The organism is Mycobacterium sp. UM_CSW (genome assembly GCF_000455205.1).
Classification (GTDB): domain Bacteria; phylum Actinomycetota; class Actinomycetes; order Mycobacteriales; family Mycobacteriaceae; genus Mycobacterium.
The window spans coordinates 40,821-59,050 of the sequence record NZ_AUWQ01000019.1 but is presented as its reverse complement, the minus strand read 5'-3'; the positions used below and the strand labels follow the sequence as shown (position 1 = coordinate 59,050).

The window sequence follows — 18,230 nt, the reverse complement described above, 5'->3', positions numbered from 1 at the left end:
GCTCGAAGGCTCGCTCGATACGCGATCGGCGCCGCCGCAAAACCGTCACCGACCTGCGTCCGCTCCGTCCGTCGGGCGCGGTTCCGCCCGCCCGTTCCTGGGCGAGTGTCAGAGTTAGCCCCCAAACCCGTTCGGTGCATGCCGGCATGAACCTCATCTCGCCTCGGGCGAATTGATTTGCAGCATCGCCGTTGCGACGACGGTCAGGGTCCCGTCACGCGAGTCTGTCACATACAGGAACTCGCCATCTGCGCTGAGGTGCACCGCTGCCGGGTGGGCGCAGACCTCGAGGGTGGCGAGGACGGCGTTGTTCGAGGTGTCGACACACCATAGCGTCCCGTGCGCGAAATCGGTTGCATACAAACGTCGCCCGTCGTTGCTGATCGCGAGGCGCCGCGGTAGCTCACCGAGCATGATGCTGGTGGTTGCTGAGGTCGTCGTATCGATCGAGGTCACGGAGTGCGAGTTGGCCGTGTAGATGAATTCGGTTTGTGGGCGGGCCGCTACTTCCATCGGGGCGTCGTTCAGTTCTATCGCTATGCCGCAATGGGTGCCGGGATCGACCACGGTGACGGTGTTGGTGTGGAAGTGGGTGACGTAGAGCAGGCCTTCGGCGTCTATCGAGACTGCGTCCGGGGCCCCGCCAACCGCGATCGAGTCAACGGATTTGAAACTGGCCGTGTCGATGACGGTGATGCTGCCAGCCCCGCCCTGAGGGTTGAGACAAGCGGACGCGACATACAGGCGACGTCCGTTCGGGCTGACGGCCATCCCGGTGCTGAACCCGTCGACCGCGGCGAAAGCGACGGCGGACCCGTCCGCGCGGACGGCCGACACCCAGGCGCTGCCACCGTCACCGTGGGCTAGGTAAATGTGATTGCCGTCCGGGCTGACCGCGGCCGCCGTGGTGCGCTGCTTGGCAACGCTTTTCGCGGTCATGCGGGCGGTATCGATGATCGACAGCGCGGCGTCGTATCCGGTGACGTAAATGCGGCTGCCGTCCGAGCTCATCATCATCTGCTTCGGTTCCTCCGCTGGGATCGGAACCGACGCGACGACTTGGTGCCGATCATTGATGGCCTTGACCGCATCGGTGGTCAGCACGTAGACCAGCTCGCCGCTCGGGCTTGTCACGATGTCGCGCGCGCCGTTGCCGAGCGCCACCGTGGCGATGACCGCGCCGTCGCACTCGCGGTCGCTCGTCGCCATGGGTTCCGGGGCGGCGCCACGGCCAGTCTTCCCGAGTATCATCGTGGCCGCCCGCCGGGCCCGCTCCGATGTGTCGACCGTCCACACGCAGTGGCATGTCGGGCATTGCAAAAAGACCCGCGTCGCAGTGCTTTTCAGCAGATATTGCCAGTGCGTATCGCAGTTCCGTCGATTGTGGCATTCGGCGCAGCCGGCGCCGTGAAAACAATTCGGGCATGCCAACCACGCACGCCTGCTGGGGTCGGCGTTGGGGTCGATGTGCGAGTTGCTCAACGGTCCTCCCAGTTGGGGGTGGATGGATAAGGTGATGGTCAAGAGGCGTTCTGCAACACGGCCGGCTCGGCGTCGGTCGCCGAAGGTTCCGCGCACAATGCGGCCGTGATGTATCGAATTACGTGGGGGCTCAGGAGCATCCCGAGATGCCCCACGCCGCTGATCGTGACGGTCTTCGCCTGCGGGTGGGGAGGCACCGACCGCAGGCCCGGCACGACGATGTCTAGCGCGGCCGTCACCGACAGCCAGCGCACCCCCTCGGGTAAGGGTGTGGACGCCAAGCGGCTCAACAGCGGTGATCCCGCCCGCAGCGCCCGGACCATGTCGACAACCGGCAGCGCGTCCGCCCACGGCGACCCACCGAACGGCGAGCCCAGCGTAATCACGGTATCGACTCGTCCGCGCAAGCGCGGGTCCGAAATCGCCTGCGCGATGATGACGCCGCCCAGGCTGTGCCCGACCAGATGCACCTTGGCCGCGCCGGTGGAGAACAGCATCGTTTGCACGTGGTCGACGAGCCGGCCGGCGAGCTGCTCCACCGAGTTTCCGGCCGGTGCGTATGCCATCGCGTCCACGCTCAGGCCCCGCGCGCGCAGGGCCTGCGCCACCGAGGACCAGCTGGACTTGCCACCGCCGAAGCCGTGCACGAGCAGCACCGGCGGCTGCGCCGAGGCGCGCGCTGGCGGCTGCGACTCCACGGCGTTCGCGGTTTCGTAGTCGCCGCGGATGAGGCGCACTGGCGCCGTCGCGGGCACCGACAACATCAGCGCAACCTCGCGCGCCTGGACCTTCGCGACGCGTACCGCCGTCTGAAATGCCGTCCGGGCGCCCCCGAGCCCGCGTGTCAGTTGCCGCACTGTCGGCTGCGCCTGCACCATGTCCCACCGCCTTCGGATAACGCGTATCACGTCGACAATGGCGGTCCTGGGCGTCGCGGGTCTTCATTGCCAGCCGCAGTCTGATGGTCGGGTTCGCAGGGGCGGCGCACTACTGGTTAGCCGGAAGGCTCATCCGATCAAGTTGTGCCGCAGCTGATTTGGCTGGTCTCGGGATCATCGGCCCCCGCCAGCATGAATCACGATCCGGCCGCTAGCGGCAATGCGGGTCTGCCGGTGTTTCGTCAGACTGGTCAACGACGGACCCAGCACGCAGTTAAGGGGTACACGGACGTGCCGATCATCGCCCGGAAGGCGGCTTCCATTCCGGCCACCGAAGCGGCCGATGCAGTCAAGCGCGCGATCCTGCCGGCGGCGGTATTCGTCGTCGTCCAAACCCTGCTGGCCGCCGAGGCCATTTCGGTCATCCTCTTCGAGGACGTGGATGCCCGTAACGCCGGTGCCCGCCTGATCGCTTTTCTGCTGAGCGTGGCCCTGCTCGCCAACCTGGGCCTCGTCTGCGGCCTGGTCGCGGCTCATGCCGCCGGTACCATCCGGCGTTGGAATCACGCACGGGCCCGCGCCCTCATCAATGCCTTCCCGGACGTCAGCGTGCCCGCTGAGGAACCGGCCGCACCCCGCATACCCGCTAGCCGGTAGGCGAAGATCCCGACTGGTGGGACCCCCTGATGGGTGCCAGCCACGGCGACGTCAGCGCCCCGCGGGGCAAGGCTTAACACATCAACAACGCGTTGAGGCCCTGGTACTTCAGGAGGTGACGTCATGACAGCGATGTATGGCGTACTGGCCGCAATACCGATGATGTGGGGTTACGCCGGCTACGTGATGGTGTCTCATCCCGGCACGGCGGAGACCGATGCGCCCAGCGGGCTGCGGAACTTGATGTCGCGGGCCGGGAAGTGATTCCTGGGCGCACCAGCGCCCGGTGCGGCTGCTCGCCCCGGACCGCAGTCTGATCGCGGCGGTCAGCGCGGCCGTCGACGCCTCACAAGCGGACCGCCTCGACGAACTCGGCGAACAGCTCAAAAATGCCGTCACCACGCTCGGCCCGAAGTACGGCCTCAAAGCTTCCTGAAAGCGCGCCGGTCAGCTGTCTTCCAGCTGGCCGGAATCCGGTCAGTCGCACAGCCGGTAATCAAGGATTGGTGGTGGCACGCTTGCCACACGCGGCCTAGCACGTTGCACCACAACTTCTTTGGCCCCGCGACGGCTAACTTGAGGATTGGTGCTAACCAGAAAAGACGAGTCGTGTTGGCGGGGACGCTTTTTGAGGTCGCTCCGACAAGACTTCTGGGCATGACCGTCTCAGCACAAGATTCCGAAATACTCGAGATCATCACGCAGGAGATCATCGACTTCGTCAAGAAGGAAGCCGATGAAGCCGCTCCGACGGCGGAGTCGAACCTCGCCGACATCGGCCTCGATTCCCTCAAGTTCATGTCGATCGTCTTCAAGATCGAGGCGCACTACGACATCGAATTGCAAGAGGAAGACGCCGACGATCTCCGCACAGTCGGCGACCTGGCCAACTTGGTCGTCGGTCGCATGGGAGAGCTGCCGTGAAAGGGGCGCCGGCGATCGTGCCCAAGCATGCGTCACTGATCGAAATGCTCGATGGGGCCGCGCAATCGGAGCTCGGACTGGTTTTCGTGGACAAGAAGGAGCAAGACCACGACGTGCCTTTCGCCCGGATCCGCGAGGAGGCGCTGGCGGTGGCGGGTGACCTGATCCGCCGCGGAATTCGCAAGGGCGACCGCGTCGCGCTGGTGCTGCCGACCTCGCCGGAATTCGTGCAATGCTTCTTCGGCGTGCTGTGCGCCGGCGCGATCCCCGTCCCGCTCTATCCGCCGCTGCGGTTGGGCAAGCTCGACGAGTACCACCGTAGGACGACTGCCATGCTCAGCGCGGTGGACGCCGCCATGGTCGTGACGGACGAGCGCATCCGGCGCTTCCTTGGGGTGTCGGTCGCCAGCACGGCCCCGCCGCTGGGATGCGTCACGGCGTCGAGCCTGACGGGCCCGGCAGCGGAGGCCGTCGAAGTCCGTTCCGACGACATCGCGGTCATCCAGTTCTCGTCGGGCACCACCAACGACCCCAAACCGGTGGCGCTGACCCACGCGAACCTGCTGTCCAACCTGGCGAGCCTCGAGCAGTACATCACCACGGACGGCGCCCCGTATCCCGTTGGCGTCACCTGGCTGCCCCTCTATCACGACATGGGCCTCATCGGAAACCTGCTGAGCGCGTTCTACGTTCCGGGGAAGCTGGTCCTGTTGCCACCCGAGCTGTTCGTCGCGGTGCCCGGGGCCTGGCTGCGAGCCGTCTCGCGACACCGGGGCACCATCACGGCGGCGCCGAGTTTCGCTTTCGGGCTGTGCCTCAAGCGCATCCGCGATGACGAGCTCGACGGCGTGGACCTGTCCTCGTGGAACATCTGCCTCAACGGCGCCGAGGCGGTCAGCGCCGAAGCGCAGCGGCGGTTCAGCGAGCGCTTCGGGCGCTGGGGATTCCGGGCGTCCTCGTTCACGCCGTGCTACGGCATGGCGGAGGCATCCCTGGCCGTCACCTTCAAGCCGGCGGATACCTCCTTCAAGGCCCTCGGCGTGGATGGTGACAGGCTGGCGGCGGAAGGCGTCGTCGAACCGGGCGGCAAAGAGATTGTCAGCGTGGGGCGTCCGCTGGCCGGCATGGCGGTCGAGATCCGCGACGACCACGGGAAGGCGCTGCCGCCGGGCCGGGCCGGGCACATCTTCGTCGCGGGCCCCAGCATCATGGCCGGCTACTTCGGTCGCCCCGACCTCACCGACCAGGCTCTGCACGACGGCTGGCTGCACACGGGCGACCGAGGCTTCGTCCACGAGGGCGAGCTCTACGTGTGCGGACGCCAAAAGGACATCGTCATCGTGCGCGGCGCCAATCACGCCCCCGAGGAGTTCGAGGCCGCTTTGGACGGGCTGCCGGGCGTGCGCACCGGATGCGCCGTCGCGGTGGGATTCGTGCCGCCGGGCGAGGAAGACGAGGCGCTCGCGCTGCTCGTCGAGACGGCTCCCGACGCCGGGCCCGGCCTGGCCCACGACGTCGCGGTGCGCGTGCAGCAACACACGGGCATCCTGCCGGCGCACGTGGAGCTACTCGAGCCCGGCACGTTGCCGCGCACGAGCAGCGGCAAGCTTCGCCGACGCGAGGCGCTCACGCAATGGCAGACGGGTCGGTTGTCCGCACCCAAAAAGGTCACCGCGGCACGGTTGTTGGTGCAGGCGGCCAATGGGGAAGTCCTCCACGCTCGTGCAGCGCTGGCACGACGCAAGAAGAACCGATTCGTCGGGTAGAGCGAGTAAGGAAGTCAGCCAATGTATCTTGCAGATCCCTTCGACGTGCTGGCGCCGTCGCACGTGACGAACGGCGCCGTGCGCCAACGTCCCACCCTGCTGGGCATCGCATCGGCCCACCCGCCGTTCGAGGTGACTCAGGAAGAGACCACACAGTTCTTCGAGCGGGTGTCCTCGGTGCGTTTCGTGAAGCGAATCGTCGAATCGACCAAGGTCCGGAAGCGCCACATCATGTGGCACCCCGACAATCTCGTGGAGGCCGCCGGCCTGCTCACGGGCGACCGGATGGCGGCCCACAGCGAGGCCGTCATCGATGTCGCCGGCCGTTCCCTCAAGGAAGCCATCGGCGACTTCGACACGCAGCGAATCGGCAGTTTCGTGATGGCCTGCTCGACCGGGTACGTCAACCCCGGACCCGACCTCATGCTCGCGAAAGAGCTTGGTTTGCGGTCGGATCTGCGTCGCACCTTCATCGGTCACATGGGTTGCTACGCGGCGCTCAACGTCATCAAGGTCGCGATGGACAGCGTCGCCGCCCGGCCCGGCGAACTGGTGATCTGCAACAACACCGAATTGAGCTCGGCGCACATCCGGGAAAGTTTGATGCCCGGGGAGGACCCGGTGGAAGCGCTCATCACGCAGGCGCTGTTCGGCGATGCCAGCGTGTCGATGCTGATGGGCTCGGCCCCTGACGGCGCCGGGGTGCAGTTCCTGCGCACCCACACCGAGCAGTTATACGACCAGCACACCATGATGAGCCTGAACATCGGCAACCGGTCGTTCTGGATGACCCTGGCCGCCGGCGTGCCGGCGGTCCTCGAGGAGAACATCGAGGGCTTCCTCGCCAAACTGCTGACCCCGCTTGGCCTTTCGAAGGACGACGTCACCCATTGGGGTATTCACCCGGGCGGCCCGAAGATCGTCCGCAAGCTGGGTAAGCAACTCGGCTTGCAGCCGGAGCAGCTGCGCGCCAGCTGGGATGTCCTGGCCAACGCCGGCAACTGTGCCTCGGCCACCGTGCTGCTCGTGCTGGAGAACATCCTGCGCGTCGACAAGCCTCGCCGCGGCGAGCACGGAGTGCTCCTGGCGTTCGGCCCCGGCCTGACCATTGAAGGTGCGGTGCTTCGATTTTGAACGCCTTGGAGCGGCTCGCCCGACTGGCAATCCGCGCGCCGCGGCGGATCATTGCGCTGTCGCTGTTCGCCATGGTGGCGACGGCGGTGGTCGGCTTACCGGTGATTCACAGCCTGTCCGCCGGCGGCTTTCGGGATCCGAGCGCGGAATCGTCCCGGGCGACGGACATGTTGGCCAACCGATTCCACCGGGGTGACACCGAGCTGTTGATCACCGTCTCCTCGGACGACGGCATTCAGAGCGGCGCCGCCGAGCGGGTCGGCACGGACATCGTGCGCCAGCTGCACGATTCGCCATACGTGGCACGGGTGGCCTCGCCCTGGGCGGCGCCGCCGGCGGCGTCGACCGGACTGGTCAGCAAAGACGGCAAGGTCGGTCTGATCGTCGCCAGCATCACCGGCGGGACCAACGCGGCCGGACAGCACGCCGAGACGCTTAGCGACCAGGTCGTGCGCAGCCGCGACGGCGTGACGGTGCGCGCCGGCGGGCAGGCCATGGTCGATGCGCAGATCACCAGCCAGACCCGGGACGACCTAAAAGTCATGGAAACCATCGCGGTTCCGGTGAGCTTCCTGGTGTTGGTCTGGGTGTTCGGCGGATTCCTGGCGGCAGCGATTCCTTTGGCCGTCGGCGGTATTGCGATCTTCGGGTCGATGGCCGTGCTGCGCGCGCTCACTTGCGTCACCGATGTCTCGATCTTCGCGCTCAACCTGCTGCTCGCGATGGGCCTGGCGTTGGCGATCGACTACACATTGCTGCTCCTGAGCCGATTCCGGGACGAGATCGCCAGCGGCACAGAGCGGAACGCGGCAATCGTTCGCACGATGACCAGCGCCGGCCGCAGCGTGCTCTTCTCCGCGATGACCGTGTCGTTGTCCATGTCGGCCCTGATGTTCTTCCCGATGCCGTTCCTGAAGTCGTTCGCCTACGCCGCGGTCGCGGTGGTGGCTCTGGCGGTCGGCGCGGCGATCATCGTGACACCCGCCGCCATTGTGCTGCTGGGAAAGCGAGTGGATTCGCGCGCGGGCTCCGCCCGCCCCGTCGAGCAGACGTTCTTCTACCGGCTGGCCCACTTCGTGATGCGCCGGGCGGTTCCGATCGGGCTTGGCCTAACCGTCGTGCTGGTCGCGCTGGGGATGCCGTTGTTCGGGATGAAGGTTGGCATTCCGGACGATCGTGTGCTGCCAACCTCTAGCACGGCGCGCCAGGTTGGCGACCAGCTGCGCACGCAGTTCAGCGCGGACGTGGCGTCGAGCCTGACCGTGGTGGTCCCCGATGCCCGCGGGCTGACTCCGAATGCCTTGGCGGACTACGCCTCTCAGCTGTCGATGGTGCCCGACGTGCCGTCGGTGTCGGCACCGAGTGGGACGTTCGTCGCCGGGACCCGCGTCGGACCCCCCGTCGCCGAAGCGGGGGTCGCCGACGGCAGCGCGTTCCTGACCGTGGCCAGCAGCGCCCCGCTTTTCTCGGATGCTTCCAACACCCAGCTGGACCGGCTGCACGCGGTCGCGGGTCCCGGCGGCGCGCAGGTGCTGATCACCGGGACCGCCCAAGTCAACCGCGACACCGCCAACGCGATCACCTCGCGGCTCTCGCTCGTCCTGGCGGCCATCGCGTTGATCACGTTGGTGGTGATGTTCCGGCTCACCGGCAGTGTGGTGTTGCCCCTGAAGACGTTGCTGCTCAGCGGCCTGTCGTTGACCGCCTCCTTCGGGGCGCTCGTCTGGATCTTCCAGGACGGCCACCTCGGCGGGCTGGGCACCACCGCTACCGGCACGCTCGTGCTCACCATGCCGGTCGTGTTGTTCTGCATCGCTTTCGGCCTGTCGATGGACTACGAGGTCTTCCTGGTGTCGAGGATCTACGAGTACTGGCTGGCATCGGACCGGACTGCCGCCGGCAACGACCACAGCGTGGCGCTCGGCCTGGCCAGAACCGGGCGTGTGATCACCGCCGCCGCGTTGATCATGTCGATCTCGTTCGCCGCGCTGATCGCAGCGCAGGTGTCGTTCATGCGGATGTTCGGTGTCGGGCTGACGCTGGCGGTGCTGTCCGACGCGACCCTGGTCCGCATGTTGCTCGTCCCGGCGTTCATGCGCGTGATGGGGCGGGCCAACTGGTGGGCGCCACAATGGGTTACGCGGTTGCGCCATCGGCACAAGACCGGCGTTGCCGTCTCGCATCCCGAGCGTCCAGCGGTGGGCCGTCAACCGGCGTACGCATTGGAAGCCCAGTAAGGGGCTGTTCGCGTCGAGCCTGAAGCGGCATCGATTCTGAGCGCAGATCTGTCCTTTCGGCGTCAAAACACGCCCGTTGTTCAGGTCGACGCACGCAAGTAAGCGGCAGACGATTGCAGCTGGCGAGTATGCGGCACTGAGGTTGCCCGACAGTCATTGATAGGCGCCAGCGCCGATGACTTCCCGGTGAGTGACATTCACCCTTGAGGGTGTGGGTAGTGAAGCGCGTACGGCGAAGTGGTGGGAAATGCTCGACCTGACAGGGCAATTCGACCGGCGAAGCACGTCGGCCGAGATCATTTGTGACCGTCATTCGCATGTCCCAGGGGATTCGACGACATGCTCTGACCGAAGCGCCGTGGACTATGCGACCGCCGCCCGGCCCGAGGTGGCGCGATGAGAACCGGCCGCCAGAATGGCCCCGAGGCAGCGATTCTCGACCAGTTGAGGTTCGACCTTCCGTGCGACCTGTTCGCCGCGCTGAAGCTGGCCCGACCGATCATGCTGTGGCGCTGCAAGAGACCCGCCCGCTGGGCCACCCGGAACGACTGCTGCGGCGCCGTCATGCTCTCGTGCCGCAAGCATCGCGACGTCGTCGGGACGTGCGAGCGCTGCAAACTTGCTGTCTCGGTGCTGCGCTGGTCGCGAATCTGACCGCGCCACTTACTGATCGGGTCGCCGCGGCGCGTCGAGTCCGCTAGAGCCGGCCCATGCCGGAAGCCAACAGTGAGAGACCCAAGACGGCGACGACCACGGCGGGGATGGCAGGACGACGCGCGCTCATCCAGCCGTTCAGCCGCTGCACGACGGCAAGCGTCTGCGTCGGCGCGGTGAGATAGGTGACGAGCGGAACCTCGACGACCGCAAACGCGACCACGGTGAAGAAGAGCGCCGCGCCCAGCTGCCCAGCCGCCGCGGGCTCGGACGCCAGGATGGCCAGGATCGCCGCCATGTACTCGACCGGCGGGGTTGCCAGGGCAACCCCCGCGACGAACGCCACCAATGACGATCCGGATTCCAGCCGGCCCCGAATCGACAGCCGAGAGGCGGGCGGTGGTGCGTCCGGTTCCAACAGCAGCACCGAGGATTCGCCAGCGGTCGCCGGCACGGGTGGGCGCTGTTGTGCTCCCGAACGCGCCAGGCGCCGGGCGGCGAAAGATACTGCGAGCAAGCCGATTGCGACCTGAACGTAGGCCGCCATGGGGGAGTTCGTGGTCGAAATCACCGTTTGCATGGCGGAGAGCGTGACGTCGCGCAGGAAGAGCACCACGGCGAGCGCCGCGCCGATGCCCATCACCATGCCTCCGAGCCAGAAGACGAAGAGATTCAGCATGGGCTTCGGTCGGGAGATCAACAGCGCGGTGATGCCGATCCGCACGGGGTCGATAGCCGCGACGAGCGACAAGAGAATGACCGCGCTAGACATCGGCGCCTACGCCAGTTCGAAACGAGCCGTGCGAAACGGGAACACACCGCAACGAAGCATCAGTAGGGTTGCTGCCCACATGGCTACAGTGTCGCTGACGAAGCGATCGCCGTCGGTACAGCTGGCCGCCATTTGCACTTCCTGTCAGCACTATTCACCAAAGCCGGAGACCACACCGCGAATAGCTGTTGGCACCCAAGGCATATGGTGGCCTGCCCTACTGACGCGCGACGTTTGATCGGAAACAATGTGAGACACCCGATATTCATCACGCGCCCAGAGGATGGGAAAACACAAATGGCAAGAATCTTGGCTTACACGTCGCCGGCGCTCGGCCATCTGTTCCCGTTCAGCGCGCTGCTGCTCGAACTTTCGGCCCGCGGCCACGAGGTGCACCTGCGCACCCTCTCCACCGGCGTGGAGATGGCGCGGGAGCTGGGTTTTATCACCGACATCATCGATCCCCGGATCGAGGCGACGGTCAACGACGACTGGAAGGCGTCCAGCCCGCGAGGTGCCCTCAAGCGGGCCGTCGACGTGTTCTGCCGCCGGGCCGCTTACGAAGTCGCCGACTTCGCTGACGCGGTGGCCCGCACGCGTCCCGATGCCCTGATCGTCGACGTCAACTGCTGGGGCGCCCTATCGGTCGCTGACGCGGGCGACACCCCGTGGGCATGCTTCTCGCCGTACACGCCGCCGCTGCAGTCGCGCGGGGTCCCGCCCTTCGGGTTGGGTCTGGCTCCGTTGGCCGGCCCGCTGGGCCGGGCCCGCGACGCCGCGCTGCGGCCGATCGTGATGGGCATGATGGAGCGGGCGGTTCTGCCGGCGGGCAACAAGATTCGCGCGAGCGCCGGCGCACCGCCGGTCACGTCGGCGGACGGGTTCTTCCGGCGGGCTCCGCTGATGCTGGTGGCCAGCGGCAAGCCGTTCGAGTACCCGCAAACCGAGTGGGGCGACGCCGTGCAAATGATCGGCCCGTGCATGTTCGAACCGGCCATGCACGAGGTGCCCGAGTGGCTCGAGGCCATCGACCGGCCGATCGTCCTGGTGACGACCTCGTCGCAACAACAGGCCGACGAGCGACTCGTCAGGACCGCGATAACCGCCCTGGCCGACTTGCCGGTGCATGTGGTGGCGACGCTGCCCGCGGGCCTGCCCGGGGACATTCCCCCCACCCGCAACGCGACGGTGGTTCAGTTCGTGCCGCACGGCCCGGTGCTCGACCGCGCGGTGTGCGCGATCACGCACGGCGGCATGGGGGGCACCCAGAAGGCCCTTGCTCGCGGAGTCCCGGTGTGTGTGGTGCCGTTCGGACGCGACCAGTTCGAGGTCGCACGGCGGGTCGAGGTGGCGCGGTGCGGTACCCGCCTGCCGGCGAAAAAGCTCACCGCGAAACGGCTTTCGGCCAAGGTGCAGCAGGCGATGACCATGTCGGCCGGCGCCCGCCTGGTGGCGGGCGGTTTCCGGGCAACCGGCGGTGTGGCCCGCGGTGCCGACCTGATCGAGCAGCGGGTGCTCAGCGGCGCGGTGAGCATCAACTCCTAAGCAGTGCGAACACCACGCGACGTCAACCTGGGCGTCGCCGGAGCAGCATGTAGCACATTAGGTGCTACACTGTCTCGATGGAAGTAATCGGGATTCGTGAACTACGCCAGAACGCCAGTGTTTGGGTAGCGAAGGCGAAGGCTGGCGTGATTATCCAAATCACCGAACGCGGCCGGCCTGTGGCCCGCTTGGTGCCGCTCACTCCCGGGGAGCAAGTGCGCGAGAAGCTGATCGCCGAAGGGCAGTTGGTCCCCGCGACAGCGCCACGCCTTCCACTCAGCATGGCCGATCTCGTCGAAGGCCGTTCACTCAGTTCGATACTGGAGGACCAGCGCGCCGACCGATGATCTACCTTGATACGTCGGCCACCGTGAAACTTATTGCCGCTGAGGAGGAGTCAGCAGCATTGGTCGAATGGCTCAATGCCCGTCTGGAAGATGACCTGGCGACGAGCGCTATCGGTCACATCGAACTTATTCGCGCGGTCGCGCGGATCGGGCCCGATGCTATGGCCAGGGCGCGAAATGTCGCCGCCTCGATTGACACCCTCGTGTTGACGGACGCGATCGCGGCCGCCGCGGCAACCATCCAGCCCGCCGAGCTGCGCACTCTCGATGCGATACACCTGGCTACCGCGCACGCCCACCGACGCGGTCTGACAGCGTTCTGCGCCTACGATCGGAGGCTTCTCGATGCGGCAGAATCGCAAGGGTTGCCGACCGTCTCACCGGGCGGCTGAGGGAATCAGCTCTCGCGCAGAATGGTTCGAGCGCCAGTCCGTCGCAATGGAGAGCCGGCCAGTCGTGCGCCTGAGCAACCTCGCACGACCGGCCGGCTCTATCGGAGGGAACCTCAGAACCGCGGATCCGGGCGGGAATTGACGCGTGCCACCTTCGATCCCCAAGAGATCAACTCGGGGCTGGCGTCGTCATTCGGTATCTCACACTCGATCAGGACCGGACCACCCGTGTGGGCGCGGGCCTTCTCGATCGCCGCGGCCAATTCCGTTGCGGTGGTTGCCTTCAGCCCCAGCCCGGCGCCGTCCTCGGCGTTGAACGCGTCGACCAGCCCGGCGTAGTCCCAGTTCTTGTAGTAGTTGTAGGGACCGTCGTGGATCGCCGACTCGATCACGTAGCCGCGGTTGTTGACCAGGAAGATCAGGATCTCCTGGCGGTGGCGGATCATGTTCGAGACCTCCTGGGCCGTGAGCTGAAACGACCCGTCGCCGATCACCGAGACCAGCCGGCGGCCCTCTTCCAGCCCCATCGCGTACCCGAAGCTGGCGGGCACGGACCAGCCGATCGAGCCCCACTGCATCTCGATCTCGAACCGGGCACCACCGGGCAGCCGCGTGTACATGCCGTTGAGCCAGGAGTCACCGGTCTCCACCAGCAGGGTGGTGTCGGAGTCGAGTTCCTCCTCGATCTGCCGCCACATCTCGACCCGGCTCAGCGGCGCCGACGGGTCCTCGGCGGCCGGCCGCGGCGCCACCGACGCCGTCCCCCGCAGCCGCTTGTACTGGGTCAGGGTGGCGTCGTTGGCCTGCACCTTCTTCGCCAGGTCGGACAGGAAGTCCGCCAGCGACACGCCGGTGAACTCGGAGTCGGGGAACCGCACCACCCGGGGCTCGGCGTTGATCATCCGCTTGCGCGGCGGCATGGCGCTGTAGCCGACCGTGGTGTAGTCGTTGAACACCGGACCGGCGGCCACGATCAGGTCGGCCCAGTCCACGATGGCTTGGCACTGCGGGCTGCTCACCTCGCCCCAGTAGATCCCGGCGTATTGCGGGTGGTCTTCGGGGAAGAAGCCCTTGGCGTTCGGCATCACCGCCACCGCGCAGCCCAGCGCCTCGGCCAGTTCGCGGAAGGCGTCGATCGCGCCGTAGGCGCGCAGATGCACGCCGGCCAACAGGATTGGCTTCTTCGCCCCGGCGATGAGGTCGGTGGCCCGCGCGACGGCGTCGGCCAGCGTCCGCGCGTTGCTCGGCTGCCAGGCCGGCAACTCCGAGAACGGCGCGGGTGCCGCACACGGCGCGGCCGACAGGTTGCACGGGATCTCGATGTAGGCGGGCTTGCGCTCGCGCAACGCGGTGCTGATCGCGTGATCGATCATGGCCGGTGCGTTGTCGGGGTGCTGGATGCGCACTGCCGCGCAAGTCACCTGCCGGAACACCTCGTATTGCGCGGTGAAATCGTGCGTGCCCACGGTGTGGTGCAAAATGTGGTTCTCGCCCGCATCGTTGGTATTGGGGCTCGAGGACACCATGATCACCGGCAGGCGTTCGGCGTGGGCGCCGGCCACCCCGTTCAGCGCCGAGTACGCCCCGACGTTGAACGTGGTGAGCACGGCGCCGACGCCGTTCACCCGGGCGTAGCCCTCGGCCGCATAGGCGGCGTTCAGCTCGTTGCAGCAGCCGATCTGCTCGAGGTTCTCGTTCTCCAGCAGCTCGTCGAGCAGGACGAGGTTGTAGTCCCCGGGGACCATGAAGTAGTGCTTCAGCCCGATCTGCTCGAACCGCTTCGCGAGGTACTTCCCCACGGTGAAGTCAGCCATGATTGCCTTCCTTTTACGTTGAGCCACTGGGGAATTGGATTACTCGGGCGCGTCGATCGGCACGACGTTGATCAGCTTCTTATTGACGAACTCTGCAATGCCGATACCGGAGAGTTCGTGCCCGTAGCCCGACAGCTTGACCCCGCCGAAGGGCAGGTCCGGCTTGGTCCAGGTGGGGTGGTTGACGAACACCATGCCGGTCTCGATCCGCTTGGCCACCTCGACCCCGCGCTCGGGGTCCTGGGTGAACACCGAACCGCCGAGCCCGAAGTGCGAGTCGTTGGCCAGCCGGACGGCGTCGTCCTCGCTCGTGGCGCGGAAGAAGAGCGCCACCGGCCCGAAGAACTCCTGGTAGTACGCGGGGTTGTCCGGGGTCAGGTCGGTCAGGATCGTCGGCTGCACGAACGCACCCGTCGTGGGCACCGGCTCTCCGAGCGTGATGGCCGTCGCGCCGGCCTCGACCGCGGCCTTGATCTTGTCGTTCAGTTCGTCGGCCGCACCCTGGCTCGACATCGGCGGCAGGGTCGTCGTCTCGTCGAACGGGTCGCCGGCCTTGAGCTCGGCCAGTGCGGCGGAGAACCTCTCCAAGAACTCGTCGGCGATCTCCTCGGCGACGATGATCCGCTTGGACGCCACGCAGCACTGCCCGCCGTTGTTCATCCGGCCCCACACCGCCCACGGGACGGTCTTGTCGAGGTCTGCGTCGTCCAGCACGATCAGCGCGTCCGAACCGCCCAGCTCCATGGTCGACTTCTTCAGGTTCTTGCCGGCCCGGGCCGCGACGACGCTGCCGGCGCCCTCGCTGCCGGTCAGCGACACACCGCGCACCCGCGGGTCGTCGATCAGCAGGTTGATCTGGTCCTTGGTCGCGAACAGGTTGGTGTAGGCGCCCTCGGGGAAGCCCGCCTCGAGCAGCAACCGCTCGAAGGCCGCCGCGGCCTGCGGGACGTTGGAGGCGTGCTTGACCATCACGACGTTGCCCGCCATCAGGTTCGGGGCCGCCACGCGCGCCAGCTGGTAGAACGGGAAGTTCCACGGCTGCACGCCCAGGATCACGCCGAGCGGTTGGCTGACGAGCATCGCGTTGTCGTTGACGCTGATCGTGTCGATGCGCTCGGGCGCCAGGAACTTCTCGGCGTTCTCCGCGTAGTACGCGAAGATGTGCGCGCTCAGCGCCACCTCGCCCAGCGCCTCCTTGTACAGCTTGCCCATCTCCAGCGTCAGCAGGCGGGCGAACTCGTCGGGCCGCTCGGTGAGGATGGCGGCGGCACGCCGGCACAACGCGGCGCGCTCGGCGTAGGACGTCTGGCTCCAGGACTCAAATGTCTTCTGCGCCTGGTCAAGAAGGTTCATCGCCTCCGCGTCGGTCAGGTCGTCGAAGGTGGCGACAACCTCGTTGTTGAACGGGTTGACTGTCCGGTATGCCATGGTTGTTCCTCCAATTGTCTCCGAGCGGCTCCGCACCGCTGCTTGGCTTGTAACTTCTTTTTCTGCAAGCGATTACGCGCAGCCTTTGCTGTCGCGGGGTTGATCTCAGGATGCGGCCGTCGCGAGGACATGTCGTTACCGCCACCGGCAAATGGATATACCAGCCAGCGGTAATGTCGGCCGATGCGGTGACTTTCTGACGGACCGTCAGTATTGCGCCGGTTTACAACGCGTTTGGACGCGTGCCCGAAGAGTCATTTCGGGAGTGTGTTGGTGCTGGCCGGTACGCGGATTGGTAGCTGGCGTGCAGCGCTTCGGCGTCGATCATCGTCACACTTGTGGCAAGCGTGTCGAAACATGAAAGGACGCAAGGGAACATGAAGAACCTCAGAATCGCGCTATCCGCGGCCTGGTTGGCGGTGGCCGGTCTTGGCTTGGCCCCGCTGCTGGTACCCTCGGCGGGTCCGAGTCTCGCCGACTGCCCCCAGGGTTGGTACTGGGACAACTATCGGCAGAACTGCCTGCCGCCCGGCCTGCCGAAGGACCCCCCGAACGGATGCCTCACCGGCGACGGCACCCATCTCAGTGGGACCATCTGCGTCAACTGATCCCCTCGTGACCGAAGGGTTTGTGCGCGTAGGGCTTTCAGCCGAGCAACTATTGGTGCGATCATTTGCGGTCGACGCCTGGGGCCAAATAGGCCAACCCCCGCAGGATCCACGGTGCTCTCCTGGCGATGGCCTCTACGGCGCGGTCCGATCGGCGCATCCCGGTGCGCGGGCCGGGCGTGGGCATTGACGCCAGTGTGGCCTCAGCCGTTCCGGCCCGCGCGCCGCGCCGGTCGACCGCCAGCAGTTGCCACGTGCCAGGCACCCCGCGCAGTTCGACGGTGCCCCGGTCGTCGAAGCCTGTGCCCGAGCCGATGACAAGGTCACGCACGGTGCGGGAGACGAGGATTTCGCCGGCACCGGCCTGCTCAAGGATCCGCGCCGCGACGTGTACCGCAATTCCGGTGATGTCTCCGTCGAGCAGTTCGCACTCGCCCGTATGGATGGCGCTGCGGATCCGGATGCCAAGTGTTTCAGCGTCATCGCGCAACGCCTCGGCACAGCGGATCGCTTGCGTCGGGCCGTCGAACGTGGCGAGGTGGCCGTCACCGGTGCTCTTGAGCACGCTGCCGTCGAAGCGCTGCAGGATCGCACGAAAATGATCATCGCCCGTCTCCGCGACGTGCTGTGTCGAGGCGACCATGTCCGTAAACAGCACGGTGCGCAGGGCGCGACGCGATCGCGGCGGCGCTGCATGGCTGCCGGTCAGGAACTCCTCGATCGCCGTCGTGGTTCTTTCGGGCTCGGTGAACCAGGGCGCATGGTCCACGCCCTCGACCTCGATGATCTGAGAACCGGAAATGTGGTCGGCGAGGTATCGCCCATACTGCACCGGCACCCCGGGGTCTCCGCGGGCGTGGACGATGAGCGTCGGGACGTTGAGGGTCGGCAGGATCGGCCGAACGTCGATGCCGAACGACGCTTCGACGGTTGCCCGCGCCATTCCGGGGCTCGCGCACATCCGCTCCATCATTCCGAGCTGGCGGATCGAACGAACTGACGGCACCAGACACTTGACCGCCCTACCGTCGCCCCAATCCGAGCGGACAGCGTCGCCAAAGTCCTGCCAGCGTTCGAGCTGCTGAATCGTCGGCGCGTACTCGTCACCGAGTTCGCGAACGATACGCGCTCGGACCTCCTCCGTGCTGCGATCCAAGTCGTCCCACTCCAGACCGCCCAGGGTGGCGTACGTGCCGTGGAGGATCAGCGCCCGCGTTCGCTCCGGTCGGCGTGCCGCCCAGACAATGGCCGCGGGGCCACCCTCGCTCAACGCAAGAAGGACGGCCTTATCGAAGCCAACGGTGTCCATGACGGCCTCGATCTCGGCGGCTCGATCGTCCACCGAGCGAACCTTGGGGACCGGGTCCGACAATCCGACGCCGGCCTTATCGAACACCACGACGCGGCAAAAGGTCCCGAGACGCTCGAAAAACGCTTTGTACTCCGGCTGCGTCCAGAACAGCTCGACGTGGCTGACGTAAGGCGGGATGAGGACCAGCTCGATGGGCCCGTCGCCGAATACTTGATAGGCAAGGCTCAAATCGCCGCAGAATGCGTACGACGTTTCCGCCATCGGATGAGCGTAATGCTGT

Annotated in this window: 18 protein-coding genes; 12 read left to right on the top strand and 6 right to left on the bottom strand. The window is 66.5% G+C overall.

Annotated features, from left to right (window positions below; all coding sequences use genetic code 11):
• Nucleotides 1–153 precede the first annotated feature (153 nt).
• Complete coding sequence (locus N415_RS31875; RefSeq protein ID WP_068179635.1) at nt 154–1,209, bottom strand: YncE family protein; 1,056 nt, start codon at nt 1,207–1,209, stop codon at nt 154–156.
• A gap of 311 nt (nt 1,210–1,520) precedes the next feature.
• Complete coding sequence (locus tag N415_RS08700) at nt 1,521–2,360, bottom strand: alpha/beta fold hydrolase (RefSeq protein WP_068179632.1); 840 nt, start codon at nt 2,358–2,360, stop codon at nt 1,521–1,523.
• A gap of 291 nt (nt 2,361–2,651) precedes the next feature.
• Between N415_RS08700 and N415_RS08695 the strand changes: the two genes are divergently transcribed.
• From N415_RS08695 to N415_RS08670, 8 genes are all read left to right on the top strand, one after another.
• Entirely contained in the window at nt 2,652–3,017 is a 366-nt protein-coding gene (locus tag N415_RS08695) for a hypothetical protein (protein WP_068179629.1), read from the top strand.
• A gap of 123 nt (nt 3,018–3,140) precedes the next feature.
• Entirely contained in the window at nt 3,141–3,281 is a 141-nt protein-coding gene (locus N415_RS31870; RefSeq protein WP_156766573.1) for a hypothetical protein, read from the top strand.
• Between the two features lie 22 nt (nt 3,282–3,303).
• Nucleotides 3,304–3,453 carry a hypothetical protein gene (locus tag N415_RS31865; protein ID WP_161630282.1) on the top strand — a complete coding sequence of 50 codons (150 nt, stop codon included), beginning with the start codon at nt 3,304–3,306 and terminating at the stop codon, nt 3,451–3,453.
• 221 nt (nt 3,454–3,674) lie between these two features.
• Nucleotides 3,675–3,941: an acyl carrier protein gene (locus N415_RS08690; RefSeq protein ID WP_068179626.1), complete on the top strand. Its 267-nt coding sequence runs from the start codon at nt 3,675–3,677 to the stop codon at nt 3,939–3,941.
• Nucleotides 3,938–5,707, top strand: coding sequence for a fatty acyl-AMP ligase (locus N415_RS08685; RefSeq protein WP_068179621.1), 1,770 nt, complete (start codon nt 3,938–3,940; stop codon nt 5,705–5,707). The genes N415_RS08690 and N415_RS08685 overlap by 4 nt, the downstream gene beginning before the upstream one ends.
• Before the next feature lie 21 nt (nt 5,708–5,728).
• A complete protein-coding gene (locus N415_RS08680) occupies nt 5,729–6,841 on the top strand; it encodes a type III polyketide synthase (protein ID WP_068179619.1) in 1,113 nt (370 codons plus the stop codon).
• On the top strand, nt 6,838–9,078 hold the full coding sequence (locus tag N415_RS08675) for an MMPL family transporter (RefSeq protein WP_239645473.1): 2,241 nt from the start codon (nt 6,838–6,840) through the stop codon (nt 9,076–9,078). Before N415_RS08680 ends, N415_RS08675 begins: the two co-directional genes overlap by 4 nt.
• A 396-nt stretch (nt 9,079–9,474) precedes the next feature.
• Nucleotides 9,475–9,732, top strand: a complete 258-nt coding sequence (locus N415_RS08670; protein ID WP_068179616.1) for a hypothetical protein — start codon at nt 9,475–9,477, stop codon at nt 9,730–9,732.
• Nucleotides 9,733–9,775: 43 nt separating this feature from the next.
• Here the strand turns inward: N415_RS08670 and N415_RS08665 are convergent, their stop codons facing one another.
• On the bottom strand, nt 9,776–10,504 hold the full coding sequence (locus N415_RS08665; protein ID WP_068179614.1) for a GAP family protein: 729 nt from the start codon (nt 10,502–10,504) through the stop codon (nt 9,776–9,778).
• A gap of 297 nt (nt 10,505–10,801) precedes the next feature.
• On the opposite strand from N415_RS08665, the gene N415_RS08660 reads away from it, so the two are divergent.
• The 3 genes from N415_RS08660 to N415_RS08650 all read left to right on the top strand — a co-directional run bounded on the left by N415_RS08660 (nt 10,802) and on the right by N415_RS08650 (nt 12,788).
• Entirely contained in the window at nt 10,802–12,049 is a 1,248-nt protein-coding gene (locus N415_RS08660; RefSeq protein WP_068179611.1) for a nucleotide disphospho-sugar-binding domain-containing protein, read from the top strand.
• Nucleotides 12,050–12,126: 77 nt separating this feature from the next.
• Nucleotides 12,127–12,396, top strand: coding sequence for a type II toxin-antitoxin system prevent-host-death family antitoxin (locus N415_RS08655; protein ID WP_068179607.1), 270 nt, complete (start codon nt 12,127–12,129; stop codon nt 12,394–12,396).
• The gene (locus N415_RS08650) at nt 12,393–12,788 is read left to right on the top strand and encodes a type II toxin-antitoxin system VapC family toxin (RefSeq protein ID WP_068179604.1); all 396 of its coding nucleotides are present in this window, start codon (nt 12,393–12,395) and stop codon (nt 12,786–12,788) included. The genes N415_RS08655 and N415_RS08650 overlap by 4 nt, the downstream gene beginning before the upstream one ends.
• 113 nt (nt 12,789–12,901) lie before the next feature.
• Here the strand turns inward: N415_RS08650 and N415_RS08645 are convergent, their stop codons facing one another.
• Both N415_RS08645 and N415_RS08640 read right to left on the bottom strand, forming a co-directional pair.
• Nucleotides 12,902–14,602: a thiamine pyrophosphate-binding protein gene (locus N415_RS08645; protein WP_068179602.1), complete on the bottom strand. Its 1,701-nt coding sequence runs from the start codon at nt 14,600–14,602 to the stop codon at nt 12,902–12,904.
• A 39-nt stretch (nt 14,603–14,641) separates the two neighbouring features.
• The gene (locus tag N415_RS08640; protein WP_068179599.1) at nt 14,642–16,030 is read right to left on the bottom strand and encodes an NAD-dependent succinate-semialdehyde dehydrogenase; all 1,389 of its coding nucleotides are present in this window, start codon (nt 16,028–16,030) and stop codon (nt 14,642–14,644) included.
• A 377-nt stretch (nt 16,031–16,407) separates the two neighbouring features.
• On the opposite strand from N415_RS08640, the gene N415_RS08635 reads away from it, so the two are divergent.
• Nucleotides 16,408–16,638, top strand: coding sequence for a hypothetical protein (locus tag N415_RS08635; protein ID WP_068179597.1), 231 nt, complete (start codon nt 16,408–16,410; stop codon nt 16,636–16,638).
• A gap of 61 nt (nt 16,639–16,699) precedes the next feature.
• Here the strand turns inward: N415_RS08635 and N415_RS08630 are convergent, their stop codons facing one another.
• Nucleotides 16,700–18,211, bottom strand: coding sequence for an adenylate/guanylate cyclase domain-containing protein (locus tag N415_RS08630; RefSeq protein WP_068179593.1), 1,512 nt, complete (start codon nt 18,209–18,211; stop codon nt 16,700–16,702).
• Between the last annotated feature and the right edge of the window lie 19 nt (nt 18,212–18,230).